The sequence below is a fragment of the Agrobacterium sp. GW821-FHT02D03 genome (genome assembly GCF_059421725.1).
In genome coordinates this window covers 343,946-361,379 of the sequence record NZ_JBWKVN010000002.1, presented here as the reverse complement: position 1 = coordinate 361,379, position 17,434 = coordinate 343,946, and the positions used below count along the sequence as shown (strand labels likewise).

Annotated in this window: 15 protein-coding genes; 7 read left to right on the top strand and 8 right to left on the bottom strand. The window is 58.3% G+C overall.

The annotated features are described in order from the left end of the window. Positions 1–273: 273 nt before the first annotated feature. From AC07U5_RS15130 to AC07U5_RS15100, 7 genes are all read left to right on the top strand, one after another. Entirely contained in the window at positions 274–1,674 is a 1,401-nt protein-coding gene (locus AC07U5_RS15130; RefSeq protein ID WP_494723505.1) for an aminotransferase, read from the top strand. A 156-nt stretch (positions 1,675–1,830) separates the two neighbouring features. After that, the gene (locus AC07U5_RS15125; protein WP_494723504.1) at positions 1,831–2,859 is read left to right on the top strand and encodes an ABC transporter substrate-binding protein; all 1,029 of its coding nucleotides are present in this window, start codon (positions 1,831–1,833) and stop codon (positions 2,857–2,859) included. A 110-nt stretch (positions 2,860–2,969) separates the two neighbouring features. Beyond that, positions 2,970–4,082, top strand: coding sequence for an ABC transporter ATP-binding protein (locus AC07U5_RS15120; protein ID WP_494723503.1), 1,113 nt, complete (start codon positions 2,970–2,972; stop codon positions 4,080–4,082). Between the two features lie 12 nt (positions 4,083–4,094). Continuing rightward, positions 4,095–5,006, top strand: coding sequence for an ABC transporter permease (locus AC07U5_RS15115; protein WP_494723502.1), 912 nt, complete (start codon positions 4,095–4,097; stop codon positions 5,004–5,006). After that, the gene (locus tag AC07U5_RS15110; protein ID WP_494723501.1) at positions 4,999–5,805 is read left to right on the top strand and encodes an ABC transporter permease; all 807 of its coding nucleotides are present in this window, start codon (positions 4,999–5,001) and stop codon (positions 5,803–5,805) included. Before AC07U5_RS15115 ends, AC07U5_RS15110 begins: the two co-directional genes overlap by 8 nt. A 52-nt stretch (positions 5,806–5,857) precedes the next feature. Beyond that, positions 5,858–6,898, top strand: a complete 1,041-nt coding sequence (locus AC07U5_RS15105; protein ID WP_494723500.1) for a histone deacetylase family protein — start codon at positions 5,858–5,860, stop codon at positions 6,896–6,898. 40 nt (positions 6,899–6,938) lie between these two features. Then, positions 6,939–8,369 (top strand): aldehyde dehydrogenase family protein, encoded by a 1,431-nt coding sequence (locus AC07U5_RS15100; protein ID WP_494723499.1) that lies wholly within the window; start codon positions 6,939–6,941, stop codon positions 8,367–8,369. Between the two features lie 71 nt (positions 8,370–8,440). Here AC07U5_RS15100 and AC07U5_RS15095 read toward each other — a convergent pair whose 3' ends face one another. The 8 genes from AC07U5_RS15095 to AC07U5_RS15060 all read right to left on the bottom strand — a co-directional run bounded on the left by AC07U5_RS15095 (position 8,441) and on the right by AC07U5_RS15060 (position 17,337). Continuing rightward, positions 8,441–9,379 (bottom strand): helix-turn-helix domain-containing protein, encoded by a 939-nt coding sequence (locus tag AC07U5_RS15095; protein WP_494723498.1) that lies wholly within the window; start codon positions 9,377–9,379, stop codon positions 8,441–8,443. A gap of 104 nt (positions 9,380–9,483) precedes the next feature. Next, a complete protein-coding gene (locus AC07U5_RS15090; RefSeq protein ID WP_494723497.1) occupies positions 9,484–10,911 on the bottom strand; it encodes an amidase in 1,428 nt (475 codons plus the stop codon). A 406-nt stretch (positions 10,912–11,317) separates the two neighbouring features. After that, positions 11,318–12,910 (bottom strand): gamma-glutamyltransferase, encoded by a 1,593-nt coding sequence (ggt, locus tag AC07U5_RS15085; protein WP_494723496.1) that lies wholly within the window; start codon positions 12,908–12,910, stop codon positions 11,318–11,320. Between the two features lie 37 nt (positions 12,911–12,947). Then, positions 12,948–13,640 carry an ABC transporter permease gene (locus AC07U5_RS15080; protein WP_494723495.1) on the bottom strand — a complete coding sequence of 231 codons (693 nt, stop codon included), beginning with the start codon at positions 13,638–13,640 and terminating at the stop codon, positions 12,948–12,950. After that, positions 13,637–14,350 (bottom strand): ABC transporter permease, encoded by a 714-nt coding sequence (locus tag AC07U5_RS15075; protein ID WP_494723494.1) that lies wholly within the window; start codon positions 14,348–14,350, stop codon positions 13,637–13,639. The genes AC07U5_RS15080 and AC07U5_RS15075 overlap by 4 nt, the downstream gene beginning before the upstream one ends. Positions 14,351–14,425: 75 nt before the next feature. Further along, complete coding sequence (locus tag AC07U5_RS15070; protein WP_494723493.1) at positions 14,426–15,277, bottom strand: transporter substrate-binding domain-containing protein; 852 nt, start codon at positions 15,275–15,277, stop codon at positions 14,426–14,428. Positions 15,278–15,369: 92 nt separating this feature from the next. Further along, positions 15,370–16,044, bottom strand: a complete 675-nt coding sequence (locus AC07U5_RS15065; protein ID WP_494723492.1) for a GntR family transcriptional regulator — start codon at positions 16,042–16,044, stop codon at positions 15,370–15,372. Between the two features lie 687 nt (positions 16,045–16,731). After that, entirely contained in the window at positions 16,732–17,337 is a 606-nt protein-coding gene (locus AC07U5_RS15060) for a J domain-containing protein (RefSeq protein ID WP_494723491.1), read from the bottom strand. Positions 17,338–17,434 lie beyond the last annotated feature (97 nt).

Here is a 17,434-nt window from a genome sequence, read left to right as displayed (position 1 = left end):
TAGTTTGCAGTATCGGCATGCGATCAAACCGGAATTCAAAGCGCAAAGAGCCAATCGCGGCCCGCTTTAGAGTTGGTCAACAGACCATCAACGGCAAAATTTGCGACTAGCCCAGCAAGGCGCTTGTAGGCGCTGATCCCGACGCGGCGGCTAAACCGATCAAGAGAGAATGTCTATTATTTAGGCAGCTTCGCACCGTTCGGTGGCTAGAGAGGCTGCGCGTCTTATGGTCGATTACCTCCGAGCCTAGCACTTAAGACGTGGAGAATTGTCATGGTTGAACCAGCTCTTTCGCAACCGGAGACCGGCACTGCCCTCAATGAGCGGTTTCATCTGATCCAACCCGCCCCGTTGGCGGGCAGCATTGGTGCCGAAGCGCGCGAGCTCATCACATCTTCTGATGGCGTCTTCGTCTTTGATCAAAATGGCAGAAAGCTGATCGACGGACCCGCAGGAATGTGGTGCGTCAACGTCGGGCATCGCAATCGAGCCCTTGCCGATGCAATGCACGAACAAACGATGTCTCTGACCTATTCAACGCCGTGGTATACAAGCAATGCGCCTGCGGAGAAGCTCGCGGAGATGCTTGCCGAGCGGGCACCGGGCGATCTCAACCACGTCTTCTTGACAACGGGTGGTTCATCCGCCGTCGAAACGGCCATACGACTTGCACAGTTTTACAACAATGTGCGGGGCCTGCCGCAGAAGAAACTGCTGGTTTCCCGCCAGGGAAGTTACCACGGTTCCACCTATCTGACCGCATCGCTGAACGGGCGCCCGCGCGATCACGACTGGATGGATGGCGCAAGCGATCTGGTCAGAAAGCTCAGCTGCCCTAATCCCTTCCACCGGCCGGCGGGCTTGTCGATTGAGGCGTTCGAAGATTTCCTTATCGATGAGTTTCGCGCACTGATAGAGCGCGAAGGTGCTGATCGGATTGCCGCTTTCATCGCGGAGCCCATCCAGGCAAGTGGTGGGGTCTTGATGTCGCCGCCGAATTATCTCAAGCGCATGCATGCAATCTGCGTTGAACATGACATCCTCTATATAGCTGACGAGGTCGTCACCGCTTTCGGACGGCTTGGCCACATCTTCGCCTCGGAAGATGTGTTTGGCATCCAGCCGGACATGATAACCTTCGCGAAGGGGGTCACTTCGGGATATTTCCCCCTCGGTGGGGTGATGGTGTCTGAACGCCTGTTCGCCGAACTTCGCCGTTCGAACCACCCTAACGCCAATTTTGTTCATGGTCTGACCTATTCCAGCCATCCGATCGGCTGCACGGTCGCTATCCGCAATATCGAACTTATGGAAGATGGCCACCTTGAACATGTCCGTGACATCGGTCCCTATTTTCAGGAGCAGTTGCGAACACTGGAGGAACTTCCTCTGGTTGGCGAGGTGCGCGGTGCCGGGCTTATGGCGGGCATTGAATGTGTCGCCGACGCCAAGGCGGAAAATCCTCTCGATCTCGACCTGACTGTCGGCAAGCGCATCGACTTCCACTGCCAGGAGAATGGATTGCTGGTCCGGCCGCTCATCAACATGTGCGTGATGTCGCCGCCGCTGACAATCAGCCGGTCGCAGGTCGATATGATGACCGATGCACTTCGCAAGGGGATTGAAGCAACGGCGCGCGACCTGATCCGCGAGGGGCTGTGGCGTCCGGCATAACCGGCAGCGTGCCTTCTTTTTCGGCAAACGGGATGGCTAGACCACGAGGAGGCAGATTGCAAACTTGAAGCCGAGACTGGACCGTCTCCGGCGGTCTTCAGGTTTCGAGAGGTTGGAATACAGGATTATCAAGCGACAAAAATAAGCGAGGGGAACATGAAATCCGCCATCACATCCGCCGCATTCATCCTTGGCCTCAGCGCCACCGTCGCGCTGGCCGAGGGTAATCTCAACATCTACAACTGGGGTGAATATACCAGCCCTGAACTGATCGAAAAATTTTCAAAAACCTACAACGTTCATGTGACGTTGACGGATTTCGACTCCAACGACACGGCACTTGCCAAGGTGCGCCAGGGGTCATCCGGATACGATATCGTGGTTCCGTCACAGAGCTTCATTCCCACCTATATCGAGGCGGGGCTGCTTGCGGAAACGAATCCAGGGCAGATGGAAAATGCCAAGAACCTGGAAGAGAGATGGCGGGACCCAGCCTTCGATCCAGGCCGAAAATACTCCGTGCCGTGGCTGTGGTACACGAGCGGGATCAGCGTCAACACGTCGGTCTACAAAGGCGATATCAATAGCTGGAAGGTAATCCTGGATCCGCCGGACGAATTGAAGGGGAAGATCAATATCGTTCCCGAGATGAACGACATCATGTTCGCCGCGATCAAGTTCGAAGGCGGGACATGGTGCACAGGTGACAAGGCTCTGCTTACCAAGGTGCGCGATCGCCTTGTCGAAGCGAAGAAGAGCTGGCTGTCAATCGACTATTCCGGCATTCAGCGGATGGCCAGCGGAGACGTTTCTGCCTCCCTCGACTGGAGTGGTTCTGCGCTGAAGCGGCGGACCGAAAACCACAACATCGCCTATGGCCTTCCCAGAGAAGGCTTTACCTTCGGCTCCGACAATGCGGTGGTCTTGAAGGATGCTCCCAATCTGGAAAACGCAAAGCTTTTCCAGAACTTCGTCATGGCTCCTGAAAACGCGGCCTTGAATTCGGCCTATGCCAAATATGGATCGGCCATTATCGGCGCCGAGAAGTTTTACCCGGACAATATGAAAGATGCGCCGGAACTCGTCATTCCCGCCGATATGGAATCGAAAGGTGAACTCCTGACGCTTTGCGATCCGAAGATCACGCAGCTCTACAGTCGCATCTGGCAAGACGTCCAGAAGTAGGCCAGCGGAAACGGCAGTCCGCCGGCGCTCTCTTTCACTCGGTTCGACGTCGGCGGGTGTGCTTTATCTGCTGCATTGGCCCTATCCGCGCGATTTATCTTGAGGACAATATGACAGGTGAGATTACACCCGGCGTCGCCATTCGACTGAACAAAGTCACCAAGACCTATGGGTCCGGCAATGGCGTCGTCGCAGCGGTCAGGAGCACCACGCTCGACATCCTTAAAAATGAGTTCTTCACTTTGCTGGGACCGTCGGGTTGCGGAAAGACTACCCTGTTGCGGCTGATCGGTGGCTTCGAATATCCGACAACAGGCACGATCCTTCTCGATGGAGAGGATATCGCGTCGGTGCCGCCCTTCCGGCGTCCCATCAACACCGTCTTTCAGAATTACGCACTGTTCCCGCATATGACGGTGGCGGAGAATATCGGGTTCGGCTTGCGGATGCTCAAGCGGCCCCGCGATCAAATCGCTGCCCGCGTCGAGGAAATGTTGAAACTGGTGCGGCTCGAACATCTCTCCGGTCGGCGCACGGGTCAGATATCGGGCGGCCAACAGCAGCGGGTCGCGCTGGCGCGTGCGCTCGCATCCGAGCCGAAGGTGTTGCTCCTCGACGAGTCGCTGTCGGCCCTGGACTACAAGCTTCGCAAGGAAATGCAGATGGAGCTCAAATCGCTCCAGGCCGCGACGGGCATCACCTTCATTTTCTTCACCCATGACCAGGAAGAGGCGTTGACGATGTCCGACCGCGTCGCAGTGCTGTCCTCGGGCGAAATCATGCAGGTTGGAACGCCGCATGAAGTCTACAACCGGCCGGCAAATCGCTTCGTGGTGAATTTTGTCGGTGAAACGAACTTCTTCCTGGGACGTGGGCTCGGCTGGGATGGGGGCGGATCGATGATCGATCTTCAAGGGATTGGCGCCGTCGCCATTCCAACGGATGAAACCATTCCCGCTGGTGCTTCGGTCAGCATCGTGGTGCGGCCCGAGCATTTGAGAATTTTCCCATTGTCCCATGGCTCGGACGGCCAACTCAAAGGCAGCGTGAAGACCGTCAGCTTCTGCGGTCCGGAAACGCAATACACGGTCGAACTGAGCAATGGCTCGGGTCTCGTATTGGTCCGCAGGTACAACACGCCGGATGAAAATCCGTCTATCGCCATCGGGGATGAAGTCTCGGTGAAGTTCACACCGAACACGGCCCAGGTTTTGCCCGGCTGAGGAGATGTAGTGATGGCCGGTATTGAATCCGCACGGTTGAAAGGGGAGAGCCGAACGCGCTGGCTTTTGATCAGCCCCGCGTTGCTCGTCGTCATCATAGGCGCGATCGCACCGCTTCTGATTATCGTGATCTACTCGTTCTTGACCCCCGGTCCGACGGGCGGCGTCGATTTTACACTGTCCTTCGATGCCTGGACACGCGTTCTCTTCGACCGCGATGTGTTCGATGAGACGTTGACGCTATCGGCGACGAACCTGGAGATCCTGCTCCGCTCGCTCACCTTGTCGCTGGTCACCACGTTGCTGTGCCTGCTCGTCGGTTTTCCGACGGCTTACTTCATCGCCACGCGCAATCCGATCAACCGTGAAGTCTGGCTTTTGCTCGTCACCGTGCCCTTCTGGACAAATCTTCTGATCAGGACGTTCGCCATCCAGGATCTTATCCGCAACGAGGGGATCATCAATACGCTTCTGCTCAAGGCGGGGTTGATATCCGCGCCGATCCAGATGCTCTTCACGAATTTCGCGATTTGCCTCGGGCTGGTCTATGTCTATCTCCCCCTGATGATCCTGCCGATTTATGCGAGCCTGGAGCGCCTGGATCGAAATCTGCTCGAGGCGGCGTCGGACCTCTACGCACGTCCTTTCAGGGTGCTTTGGGAAGTCATCGTGTCGCTTTCGAAGCCCGGGATCATTGCCGGCGCCATTCTCGTCTTTATCCCTTCGATCGGAACCTATGTGACCCCCATTCTGCTCGGTGGTGGAAGAAATCTCATGATCGGCAACTACATCGAACTGCAGTTCGGCCAAGGTCGGGACTGGCCATTCGGCTCAGCCCTTTCACTGACCCTCATGGGGTTCGTGATGGTGGCCCTGCTGATCTACATCCGTCACGGCGATACGCGGGGGCATGAACATGGCTAAGAATTTTCCCGTAACCCATCAGCGCGGCTTTAGCGCCGTGGCCATCATCACCTTCATTTTTCTATATGCACCCTTGGCCGTGGCCCTCGTTCTTGCGTTCAACGCCGGGACCAGTGTTGCGAAATGGGGAGGCTTTTCGTTTCGCTGGTTTGAAAGCGCAGCCAATAATCGACAGGTTATCGCCGCTTCCATCCTGTCTTTGAAACTTGCTGCCATATCTGCCGTCCTGTCGACGACTGCCGCCACACTGGCTGCCCTGGCGATGACGCGAGGCCCCAGGTTTCGGGGGTGGACGGTCACCTATGGCGTGATCTCGGTTCCATTGATGGTGCCTGAGATCGTGACAGCCGTGGCCCTCCTGGTCGTCAGCGCAACGCTTCGAGGCTGGACCGGTTACACGGGGCTCATCTATCTGGTCGTGGCACATACAGCGTTCTGCGTGCCGTTCGCCTATCTTCCGATCCGGGCCCGTCTGCAAACGATGGACATAAGCCTGGAGCGTGCTGCAGGAGATCTCTACGCATCGCCGTGGAACGCGTTTCGCTTCGTCACCATGCCCCTGCTTTTCCCAGGCGTGCTGGCTGGCTTCATCCTCGCCTTCGTCACGTCGCTGGATGACGTCGTGATCACCGAATTCGTAAAGACGGCCGGGCAGGACACGCTGCCGACATACATGCTCGGCCAGGTTCGTCGCACGATCACGCCTGAGGTCAATGCAATCGCCGCCGTGTTCTTCTTGATCTCCGTGGTGCTCGTCATCTGTATCTACGCCGTGAACCAGCGGACGAAGATCAATTGAGGCCCCGATCTCACACAGTCCGTCCGATTATCTGAAACGCGAGTACCGCTCGATGAAAACCATTTTTTCGCCGCTGCAACAGAAACACCAGGGTCAGTTCGAGTTTTACAACGGCGCTGTTGTCGAAGGCTATGAGAACACGTCGCGCGCGTCTTTCATATTGAGCCGGATTGAGGAGGTTGGCCTCGGCCCAATGCTCGATCCACAGCCGCAATCCCTGGATGTTGCCAGACGGATTCATAAGCCTGCCTATGTCGATTTCCTGGAATCGGCATGGCGGCTTTGGCGGGAAGCCGGACGCCCAGGGACGGCTCTTCCCTATGCCTGGCCTGCGAGGGGCCGATATAAGGATATCGCGCCGGAGTCCATCGATGCACTGCTTGGCCTCTATTCGATCGATACCAGCACGGGTTTCGTCGAGGGCACATGGGAAGCCATCAAGGCTTCGCAGGATAGCGCCCTGACCGCCGCGGACCTCATCAGTGAGGGTGAACAGGCTTGTTTTGCCCTTTGCCGCCCGCCCGGCCACCACGCCGGAACCGATTTCAACGGCGGCTACTGCTTCCTGAACAATGCTGCCATAGCCGCGCAACGTCTACTGGACGCTGGCGCTTCGCGCGTGACGATCCTCGACATCGACTATCACCATGGAAACGGCACTCAAGAGATATTCTATGAGCGCGCTGACGTTCAGGTCATCAGCCTGCACGCCGATCCGCGCAATGAATATCCGTACTTCGCTGGCTATGCGGATGAACAAGGTTCTGGCAAGGGGGAAGGTTTCAACCTCAACATACCGCTGCCGGAGGGCACCGACTGGCCGCAATGGGACAGTGCGCTTGAATTCGCGCTTGGTAACGTCCGGCAGTTTGGCCCCGACGTGGTCATCGTCTCTCTCGGCGTCGACACCTTTGAGGGTGATCCGATCAGTCGCTTCCGGCTTTCGCATCGCCATTTTCCGCTTATTGGCGGCCGCCTGGCCAGCCTTGCGACGAAAACACTGTTCGTCCTGGAGGGTGGCTATGCCGTCGAAGACGTCGGCATCAATGTTGCCGGCGTTCTTTCCGGCTATGAGGACGCCATGCGCCGCTGAGGCACTGGCTGCAACGAATAACAAATTGACTGGAGCAATCATGCAGTCCGACAACGCACTGAAATTCTATATCGATGGACAATGGGTCATGCCGCGCGGCGCTGACCGAATGGATGTCATCAATCCTGCCACCGAACATTCGTTCATGCAGATCGCGGCGGGCAGCACCGAAGATGCCGACCTCGCCGTGCAGGCGGCCTTCGAGGCTTTCCCGACTTTCTCGCAAACCAGCAAGAGCGAAAGGCTGGAACTCCTGCGCAACGTTCTGCGGTGCTATAATGATCGCTACGACGATATCGCGAAGGCCATAACCGCGGAGCTAGGCGCGCCCTTGGCATTTTCACGCGAGGCGCAAGCCTGGGCGGGACAGATCCATCTGGAATCGACGATCGCTGCGCTTGAAGCGTTCAGCTTCGACGAGCAAAGCGGAAGCTCCCTGATCACCTGGGAGCCGATCGGCGTCTGCGCGTTGATCACGCCGTGGAATTGGCCACTCAATCAGATCGTCTGCAAAGTCGCGCCCGCCCTTGCGGCGGGCTGCACCGTCGTGCTCAAGCCATCCGAGCTGGCACCTCTCAGCGCGATGGTCTTCGCGGAAGTGCTTGAAAAAGCGGGAGTACCCAAAGGCGTCTTCAACCTGATCAACGGCACAGGCCCTGTTGTCGGGCAGCATCTCGCAGGTCATCCCCAGGTCGATATGGTGTCGTTCACGGGATCGACCCGTGCAGGCATCATTGTCGCCAAGACGGCTGCGGAAACGGTCAAGCGGGTGGCTCAGGAACTGGGCGGAAAGTCGGCCAATATCGTGCTGCCCGACGCTGACCTTCAGGACGCAGTGACGAAGGGTATCGAAGCGTGTTTCAGCAATTCGGGTCAATCCTGTGACGCGCCGACCCGTCTTCTTGTACCGGCCGAACGCCATGCCGAAGTGTTGGAAATCGCCAAGAAAGTTGCGGCCGCTACGCGCGTGGGAGACCCGCTGTCCGCCGTGGATATGGGCCCTGTCATCAGCCAGCAGCAATTCGACAAGATCCAGGGCCTGATCGGTGTCGGCATCGATGAGGGCGCTATCTTGGTTGCCGGTGGACTGGGTAAGCCGGACGGCTTGGATGTCGGTTATTATGTCAAGCCGACGATCTTTAGTGGCGTGACGCCTCAAATGACCATCGCGCGGGAAGAAATCTTCGGTCCTGTCCTCTCGATCATTCCGTACGAAACGGAAGCCGACGCCGTGCGGATCGCAAACGACTCGATCTACGGTCTAGCGGCCTACGTGCAGGGTGGTGATCTGGAGAAGGCAAGGGCGGTTGCGCGGAAGTTGCGGGCTGGCGCCGTCTACCTCAATTATGCGCCGTGGGACACCCATGCGCCCTTCGGTGGTTACAAACAGTCAGGAAATGGCCGCGAATACAGCCATTGGGGCATTCGCGATTTCATGGAGGTTAAGGGGATCGTGGGCTGGGGGACCTGAGCGCCCCCTTGCCGTAATCCTATCCGAGGCTCGAGCGCTGCGACCTTTCGCGCTCAAAGCCGTGATGCTGATCAGAGCGACGGTAGGAGTGGGATGGAATCCGACGAAGTCCCGCCCCTCAACGTGTCGGACGGTCGCTCGCCGAAAAGCGACTTGTAGCGCAACGCGAAGCGGCTCCAGTGGAAGAAGCCCCAGTCCATGGCGATGTCTGAAACCTTCCTGGGAGCTGAACGGGCGCGCAGCAAGTCGCGACGCGCTCCATTCAGTCGCAACAACGTCAACATTTTATCGAGCGGTATCTGGGAAAAGTTCTGGCACGAGGCCCTGAGATCCAGGGCTGACACATCGAGGTCGCGTGATAGAGATCTAACGGTATGCGGCCTGTCCGGCGCGTCGAAAATCCTGTCGCGGATCTTCATATAGATCTTCTCGGCTTCAGCCACTTTCGGCGTTTCGCGGAACACACTTCTCTGGAAAAGAAGCTCGAAACGGTCCGTAATGACGTCTGCGAGAGTGTCATCGAAATCGCCCGGCGGGGAGGGATGCGGTTGCTGGCTTGCTGCTCCAAGTAGTGACAGAAGCCAATCTGCGAGAAAGGCTGCCTGTTCCAACGGAGCTTCGATGAGTTGCTTTTTGCCGCCGTAGTGTGCGTCGGCTATCAGGTCACGCCTTAAGACCAGCATCAGCAGGTCGCTGTCGGAATCCATAAATCCGACGCGGTTCGTCCAGTTCAGAGCAAAGCCTGAAACGCCGAGGGCGCTTTCGCCATGCACCAACTGGCTTTCATCGCGCTTCGGGTAGTAGTAAAAGATCATGCTTCCTTCGGGCGCCGAGAACACCTGTTCGGTACCGACGCTGATGGTCTCGCGCAGGATTTCTACACCGGGGAGCAGAATGGCGGCCGTTCTACCGTCATAGCCGCCGGTGGATACCTGCCGGTACTCTTGCCGCCAGCCCGGCAAGGAGTTCTCCTGCTCCATTGCATCATGGAAGGTGGTTTCAACATACATGCCGTACACCTCCGGTTATTCGAGGAAGAATTCGGTCAAACCATTGTGAGAGCGACGCGTCATCTCCAACGCCAGACCGGCTTGCCACCACCTTCGCAATGCGACTAGGCAATAACAGGTCGTCTTTCGTCACTCCCGTACCATGCCCCAGTTTCGGCTTCATAGGCAAGAGCGATGCTCAGCACATCCTGATCGCAATAGGTCCTGCCGACGATTTGAATTCCAGTCGGCACTCCGTTCGGAGCTTGACCTGACGGCATGCTGACGACCGGGCAACGGCTGAGCGTATTGAATGGGTGGGTCATCAACCAGCCGAGCATCGGTTCCACATCCTGGCCGTTGATCTGGAGTCCTTGCGAAGGATCGAAATCCGCACTGACGGCCGGAATAGCCAAGGTCGGGCAAATGAAGGCATCAAACGTTTCCATCATGGGCCCGAAAGTCGCGTACATCTCGCCAGCGACCTCGAGAGATCCGAGGTACTCTTTCATTCCTTGTGTCTTGGCGCTTTGGGCAAATGCGCGTGTATAGCCGCACAGTTCATCGCCATGGGTGTCGAGGTATTGCGCAACCCATGTGCCGAAGATCGATGCGAGATAATCGCGCGCGGCCTGCTCGGCGCGTGATGTCCAGCCGAGATCAACCTCGACGACTTCGGCGCCCATGTCTCTGAAACGGTCGATTGCATTCAGGGTGTTCTTGCGCACATCGTCGCTCACCTGTTTGAAACCGAGGTCGATGGAGTAGGCGATCCGCTTCGATTTTAGGTCTGCAGGCCGATTTGCTATTTCGAGCTTCGGTCGCAGGGAGACCACATCGAGAGGGTGAGGTCCGCTCATGACATTCTGCATCAGAATGCAGTCTGCAACATTGCGGGCAAGCGGACCGGGATGGTTGTAGAAATCGAAGCCAAAGGGGGCGAGATCGGCATTCCGGCCATAGGGCGGCTTGTAGCCGACCAATCCGCATGCCGACGCAGGAATGCGAATGGACCCGCCAATGTCCGAACCGGACGCAAGCGTCGTAAACCCTGCGGCAAGCGCGGCGGCAGAGCCACCGGAGGAACCGCCCGTAGTGAAGTCACGATTCCAGGGATTGCGCGTAACGCCCCACAGACGCGAATGCGTAAAGCCGGCGCAAGAGAATTCCGGTGTCGTGGTCCGGCCCATGATGACGGCACCTGCATTGATCAGATGCTCGTTGACGGGCGACATGACAGAAGCGACCTCGTCTTTAAAGATCAAAGAGCCGAACGTCGTGACCTTACCGGCAATCAGACTTTCATCCTTGATGGCGACAGGGATACCTTCCAGCGGTCGGACCGCTTCGCCCTTGCGGTATCGCTGCTCAGCGGCTTTTGCCGCGTCCATCGCCTCCTGCGCATAGAGGAATGAAAAGGCGTTGATGTCGGAGCCACTTGTGGCGATGCGCGCCAATTGTGCGTTCAGAAGCTCGACCGGTGACAGAGTTCCTTTCCGGAACGCTGCGAGCGCATCCGTGGCCGATAGATAGCAGAGTTCCAACTCACTCATTTCTACACTCCGACGATATGGCCTTTCTCGTCAATGCTGTGCCCGACGAGTTGGTCTAGCCGCCCTCGTAGCACTGCTCAGCCAAAGGTCTCTATCCTCTCCAGTTGGTCATGGCGCCTGCTTATTAGGCATTCCGGATAACGAGTGGGACTTAGGCAACCCGCTTGCCCAAGCCTGCGGAACCACGGTGGTTGAGGTCCTGTCACTCTATGTGATGACAAGCTTCATCGGTGTCGCAGGGAGGACCACACCGTCGCCATACGGCACACGGTCGCCGATCGTCCCGAAGCCTGGACGATCCTCACGGCGTCTGCCAAGGCAAGGTAAACAAGGATCGGCAGTGTGATGTAGAACCCAGCATACCGTCATCGAATACCCGCTTCGCACTGTTGCACGAGATGCCGCGTCAGAGACCCAACGCGATGCCGTCCTTGCGCGATTCCGATGCGCCAACAAGCGTGCCGTTTTCCCAATCGATGCGGATGGCCTGTGCGCCGCCAATAGGGCCTTCCGCGGGGACGATGGAAAAGCCGCGGCGTTCGAGATCGCTGACGGTTGCGGTGGGCAACGTGTGTTCGGCCTCCACGAGCGTGCCGCTGGACTTCGGGATCAGGCGCGGCAAGTCGATTGCCTCCTGCAGGTCCATGCCATAGTCGAAGACCTTGGAAATGAGATGGGCATGGCCCATCGCCTGATAATAACCTCCCATGACGCCGAAGGGCATTTCGACACGGCCAGCGCGGGTCACCATCCCTGGAATGATGGTGTGAAGCGGACGTTTGCCAGGCGCTACGACATTCGGATGTCCCGGCTTCAGGGAAAAGCTTTGCCCGCGATTGTGCAGCACGATACCTGAGCGCGGTGCAACGAGGCCGCTTCCGAAACTGTCGAATACCGAGTTGATGAAGCTGACCGCGTTCCGATCGCGGTCGACGACGGTGATGTAGACGGTATCGCGGTGCAGCGGCATGTCGAGGGCAGGGAGGTCCGTCAAAGCGCGGCGAAGGTCGATCATGCCCGCCAACCGGTCGGCAAATGCCTCGGACAGGAGCTGTTCGACCGGGACATCCGCCTTATCGGGATCAGCGAGCCAGGCGTCACGCGCGGCATAGGCAAGCCGTGTCGCCTCGATTTCCAGATGCAGACGGTCAGGCGATTGCGGATCGCCCTTGCCCTCGAAACGGCTGAGGATGTTGAGGATCAGGAGCGCGATGATCCCCTGGCCGTTCGGGGGGCATTCGTGGATTGTGTGGTCGCGGAATTGCGTGGTGACCGGTGTGACGTATTCGCCGCTGGCCTCGGCAAAATCCGCAAGCGTGTGAACGCCGCCCAGCGAGCGCAGATAGGACACCATGTCCTCGGCCAACGGGCCGGTGTAGAAGCCATCGCGCCCCTCGGCGGCAATGCGCTTCAGCGATGCCGCCAGTTCGGGTTGGCGATGAACCTCGCCGATCTTTGGCGCGCGCCCCTTGGGCAGAAAGATGCGGGCGGCCGTTGGGTCGGCGGCCAGCAGCTTTTCTTCCAGAAACCAGTCGTGATGAACACGCGGGCTGATGGCATAGCCTTCCTCGGCAAAGCGGATGGCAGGTGCCAGGACGTCGGCGAAGGGCATGCGGCCGTGGTCGGCATGCAACCGTGTCCAGGCGTCGATGGCGCCGGGGACCGTCACAGCGGAGGGCGATGAGCGCGGCACCTCGCTCAGGCCACGCTCCGTGAACCAGTCGAGCGTCAATGCCGCCGGCGTGCGGCCGGAGCCGTTATAGGCAACCACCTGATCGCTGCCGCCCGGCGCATACAGCACGAAGCAGTCGCCGCCGATGCCGGTCGAGCCCGGCTCCACCACGCATTGCAGGGCGGATGCAGCGATTGCCGCGTCCATGGCATTACCGCCTGCCTCCAGGATCTGCAGCGCGAGAAGGGTTGCAGATGGATGCGATGTTGCCGCCATCGCGTGGCGCGACAGGACGACGGATCGCGTCGGCTTCTCGAAGTTGCGCATGGGGGTTGTTCCTCCTCAGGTGTCGGCAAGGCTTGCGTCAGGCACGCGTCCGATAGGGCGTAAGCCGGGTTTCGAGCGCGTTGAGCGCCGAGATGATTGCGAAGTTCAGGGCGAGATAGATGGCACCGGCGGCGATGAAGACCTCGACGGCGCGGTAGGTTTCCGAGATCAGGTTCTGGGCGATGCCAGTCACCTCCATAAGCGTAATGATCGAGGCCAGCGAAGTGCCCTTGACCATGAGAACGATCTCGTTGCTGTAGTTGGGGATCGCTTGGCGCAGCGCCAAAGGCAGCACGATGAGGCGCAGTGTCAGGACTTTCGACATACCGGATGCGGTTGCCGCCTCAACAAGTCCGCGTGGCACCGCTTTAATTGCACCACGCAGGATTTCGCTGCCATAGGCTGCTTCGTTGAGGCTGAGCGCCAGGATCGCGCACCAGTAGGGTTCGCGCAACAGCGGCCAGATTCCGATGGTCTGCAGCCACGGTCGAAATTGACCGAGACCGTAATAGATGAGGAATATCTGCACCAGGAGGGGCGTTCCGCGAAAGACCTCGACAAAGGCACGGATGGGCCAGACAACCATTCGCCGCTTGCTCTGCTGAGCGATCGCGAGCATCAGAGCCAGCACAAAGCCGATGGCCATGGAGGCTGCCGTGAGCTGAAGGGTCAACGGAAGTCCTGCAAGCAAAAGGGGAATAATCTCGAGAAAGAAGCCAATATCGATCATGCGCGCACAATGCCTCTCCAGGCTCGCGCCTCGCCGTACCGGAAAATGGATGCAGTGATTGCGGCAATGACGAAGTAGAGTGCGGCAGCCGCCGTATAGAAGATGAAAGGTTCTCGCGTCGAACCCGCTGCAATCTGTGCCTGGCGCATCAGTTCGACGAGGCCGATGACGGAGATCAGAGCCGAGTCCTTCAACACCAGCTGCCAGACATTGCCGAGCCCAGGCAGGGCATGGCGCATCAGTTGCGGCACGATGACGAGGCGCAGCGACTGGGAGCGGGACAGACCAAGCGCCTTGCAGGCGTCAAACTGGCCGTGGTCAACGGCCTGATAGGCGCTGCGATAGACTTCCGCCTGGTAGGCGCCGGATATGATGGCGATCGCCAGCACCCCCGTGGTGAATGTTGGCAATCCGACGAAGCCGGCGCTGCCGAAGAGAGTGCCGATCTGCGTCAGTGCGATACTGCCGCCATAGTAAAGCAGGTAGATCGTCAGCAGGTCCGGTACCCCGCGGAACACTGTTCCATAGGTATGAGCAGACCAGCAGGCGAGACGGTGCGACGAGAGCCGGCCTGCGGCGGCGGCAGCCCCGAAGACTGCGCCGAGCAGAAAGCCGAGGAGGGAGAGGGCAAGCGTGACAACGGATGCGGCCAGCAAAGCGGCGCCCCAGCCTCCCGTTTCCCAACCCAGGAGATGCATGATATTGATCATGGTCGATCATATCCCTTCAGCGCGCTGTCCGGTGCGAACGGGTTTCACCGCCGCACCGGACAGGTCCGCGCGCGCCTACTTGACCGGTGTGACGTCCGTCTTCACCCACTTTTCGGAAATGCGCTTGATGGTGCCGTCTGCGATCGCCCCAGCGATGGCCGTATTCATCATTTCCTTGAGCTTCGTGTCTTCCTTTCGAAGTCCGGCGCCGCTTCCTTGGCCGAACATGCCACCGACAAAGCCCGGGCCTGCCAGCGTGTAATCGGCAAAGTCAGGTTTTGCGAGCGCTGCTGCAAGCGACGTCTGCTGCGCAAAGATGGCGTCGATCCGCCCGGCGGCGAGGTCGAGGTCATGTTGCTCCGTCGTCTTGTACTCGCGGATCTCGACGGTATCGCCGAAATATTTCTTGACGAATTCAAGCATCATCGTGGCCGCTTGCACCCCGACCACCTTACCCTTCAAGAGCGGCTTCAGCTTGGCGATTTCGGCGGCGGATGCTGCTTCGTCGTCGAGGTTGAATTTCGCCGCAGACGCGCCGAGCTTGCCAAGTTCGCTGTCCTTGGCAACGGCGAAACCGCCTGGATCGACCGCATAGGGCTGGGTGAAGTCGATGGTTTCGAGACGCTTCGGGGTGATGAACATGCTGGCCATGATCACATCGAACTTGCCGACCTTGAGCGACGGAATAAGCCCGTCCCAGTTCTGCGCAATGATTTTGCATTGCACCTTCATGCGTACGCAAAGATCATTGGCCAGTTCGACCTCAAGGCCGTCGAGCTTGCCGTCTGAGGTGGTGAAGTTCCAGGGCGCATAGGCGCCCTCTGTAGCGATGGTGATGGACTTCGGAGCGTCCTGCGCGAGCGAGGCCGTACCGAACATGAGTGTCGTGAAGGCAGCCGCCAGCGCGGCCATGCGACGGATCGTCATGACTTTTCCTCTTTTTATGCCGTTATTGACGGCGGTTCCCCGTCCTTGCCGGATGTTTTTCCCCAGCTTCGGACATTTTACACGGACGGCGCTCAGCGCCGGCCGGGACTCGCGAATTCGGCAAGCAACGGGGCTGTGCCGAGAATGTGCTGTTGCATGATCCGATCCGCGTGAAGCGCGTCGCCCTGTGCAAAGGCCTGGATCAGATGTTCATGTTCCTGACGTGCCGATAGCGGCTTTTCGACGTAATCGAACCAGAAGCGCATATAGGGCTCGATCACGACATGCAGTGCGTTGATCTTTCGGATCAACTTCGGTCGGCCGCTCATCTTGTAGATCAGCGCATGGAATTCCTGATGGCGAACGACCCAGTCGCTGCTACCGGCCTGGCCGGCACGTTCCATACGGTCGAGCAGTCGCTCAAGTTCGAGAATTGCGTCGGCGTCCATTTTCGGCACCGCGAGGCGCACTGCCAATCCTTCGAGAACGGATCTGATCTCGAATGTTTCGTAGATCTCGTTCAGCGTGAGACCCGCGACAACGCACCCGCGATTGGGGCGAAGCGTCAAAAGTCCCTCTGCGGCCAGACGGCGGAAAGCTTCACGCACCGGCATGCGACTCATGCCAATCTCGGCTGCAATCTCTTCCGGTATCAGTCGATCACCCGGCTTGTAGCGGCAAAGCCTGAGCCCCGTCTGGAGATAAAGATAAGCTTCCTCTTCGGCAGTGGAAGGAACTTGCTCAAAGGAGGCGGTCAATGAGTTCATAACATAGACCTTTGGCTTTTTGTATCCAATTATCCAATCATGGCCCGGTTACATCGTCAAGAGGTGGCGACTCGAAAGTTTCAGACCGTTCCCTCGCATGTTGCTGAGCAGCCGCGCTCCGTAAAATTGGCAGTGCTGAGTGAAATGGTGTGCAGCCTATATGTTCCCGCGGCGACTGAGGCGCTCAAACGCCGGCCAACGCCCGACGTTGCAGGATCGGGCCTGCACGTAACATTACTTTAGGCGGAGTCGTCCACGTCTCCGTGCGAAGCGATGCCTCGGTTCGTTGAACCTGAGCACGGACGAGCAGATAACGGAAGCGGTGCCTATAGGGGGCAATATTCATGCGCGCGCGACTAGGTGGCGATGCCGCAGGAGTCGGACTAGCGTAGGCAGAGGAGAAGGCCACAGTTAAGACACGGCGGTGGTCATAGATACTTGAGGTCGCGGTCCGATCGCTATCGGCAGTTGCCGAGAACCGCCGTGGCGTTAAAGGCACAAAATCCATCGACGTCATGATGGTGGCCAGTTTTGCATACACCTGCAGAAATACGCTCCCAACCGATTATCCGTAGGCGATCGATTCAATTTTGTTGAGGAACGCAGATGCCGTGAAGCAGCGAGCGAGAGGGCCGCTGGCCCTCATTCTTTCCAATCACGCCATTGTAAGCGTGTCGTTGAAGAGGCTCAACAAAAGCCGTTCAGTTTAAGGATTCTGTACGCTTCAATCGAGGCTCTAAGCGCATCCTCAGAATTGCGATCTCCTTGATTGGCGTCGGGGTGGTGCATTTTGAGCCTCTCCTTATAGCGGCTCTTGATCTCGTCTGACGTTGCTTGGTGACTGAGGCCCAGAGTGTCGAAAGCTTTGGCTTCGAGTGTCTTGAGCTTTCTTTGTTGGCCACCGGTCGTCGTTTGGCCTTGTCTTACGCCTTTGCGAGCATTGAGCGTTTTTGCCGAGCCTGAACGAATAGACGATGGTAGCGGAGCTTCGGTTGGCTCGGTCACGCGCTTTCCCAAAGTCGGCCGCGCACCCATCGTCGCTTCCTTTTGATAGCGGGCGACGTCGGGACTCGATGGTGCCGCGGTGAAACTGTATCCCTTATTGTAGGCAGCCACATGCTCAAGGCAGAAGAGCAGGTAGAGACCTTCAGCACCTGGGCCAACCGGGGCGCGGTGCGTTCCAATCTTTTCACACCCATCCCACTGGCACTTTGGTCCCTTGGGCTCGCTTGCCGCTGGCGAGCGTTTGCGAGTGGACCGAAGACCTACGAATATTTTCGAATCATGCGTCATTGAGACTATATGGACGCGGCGGGCCCTTTGGGCAACTCCGGAAGCCTTTTGCTACCTCACTTCGTCGCTCGTCGTGAAAGCATGCTTGTGACCGGAC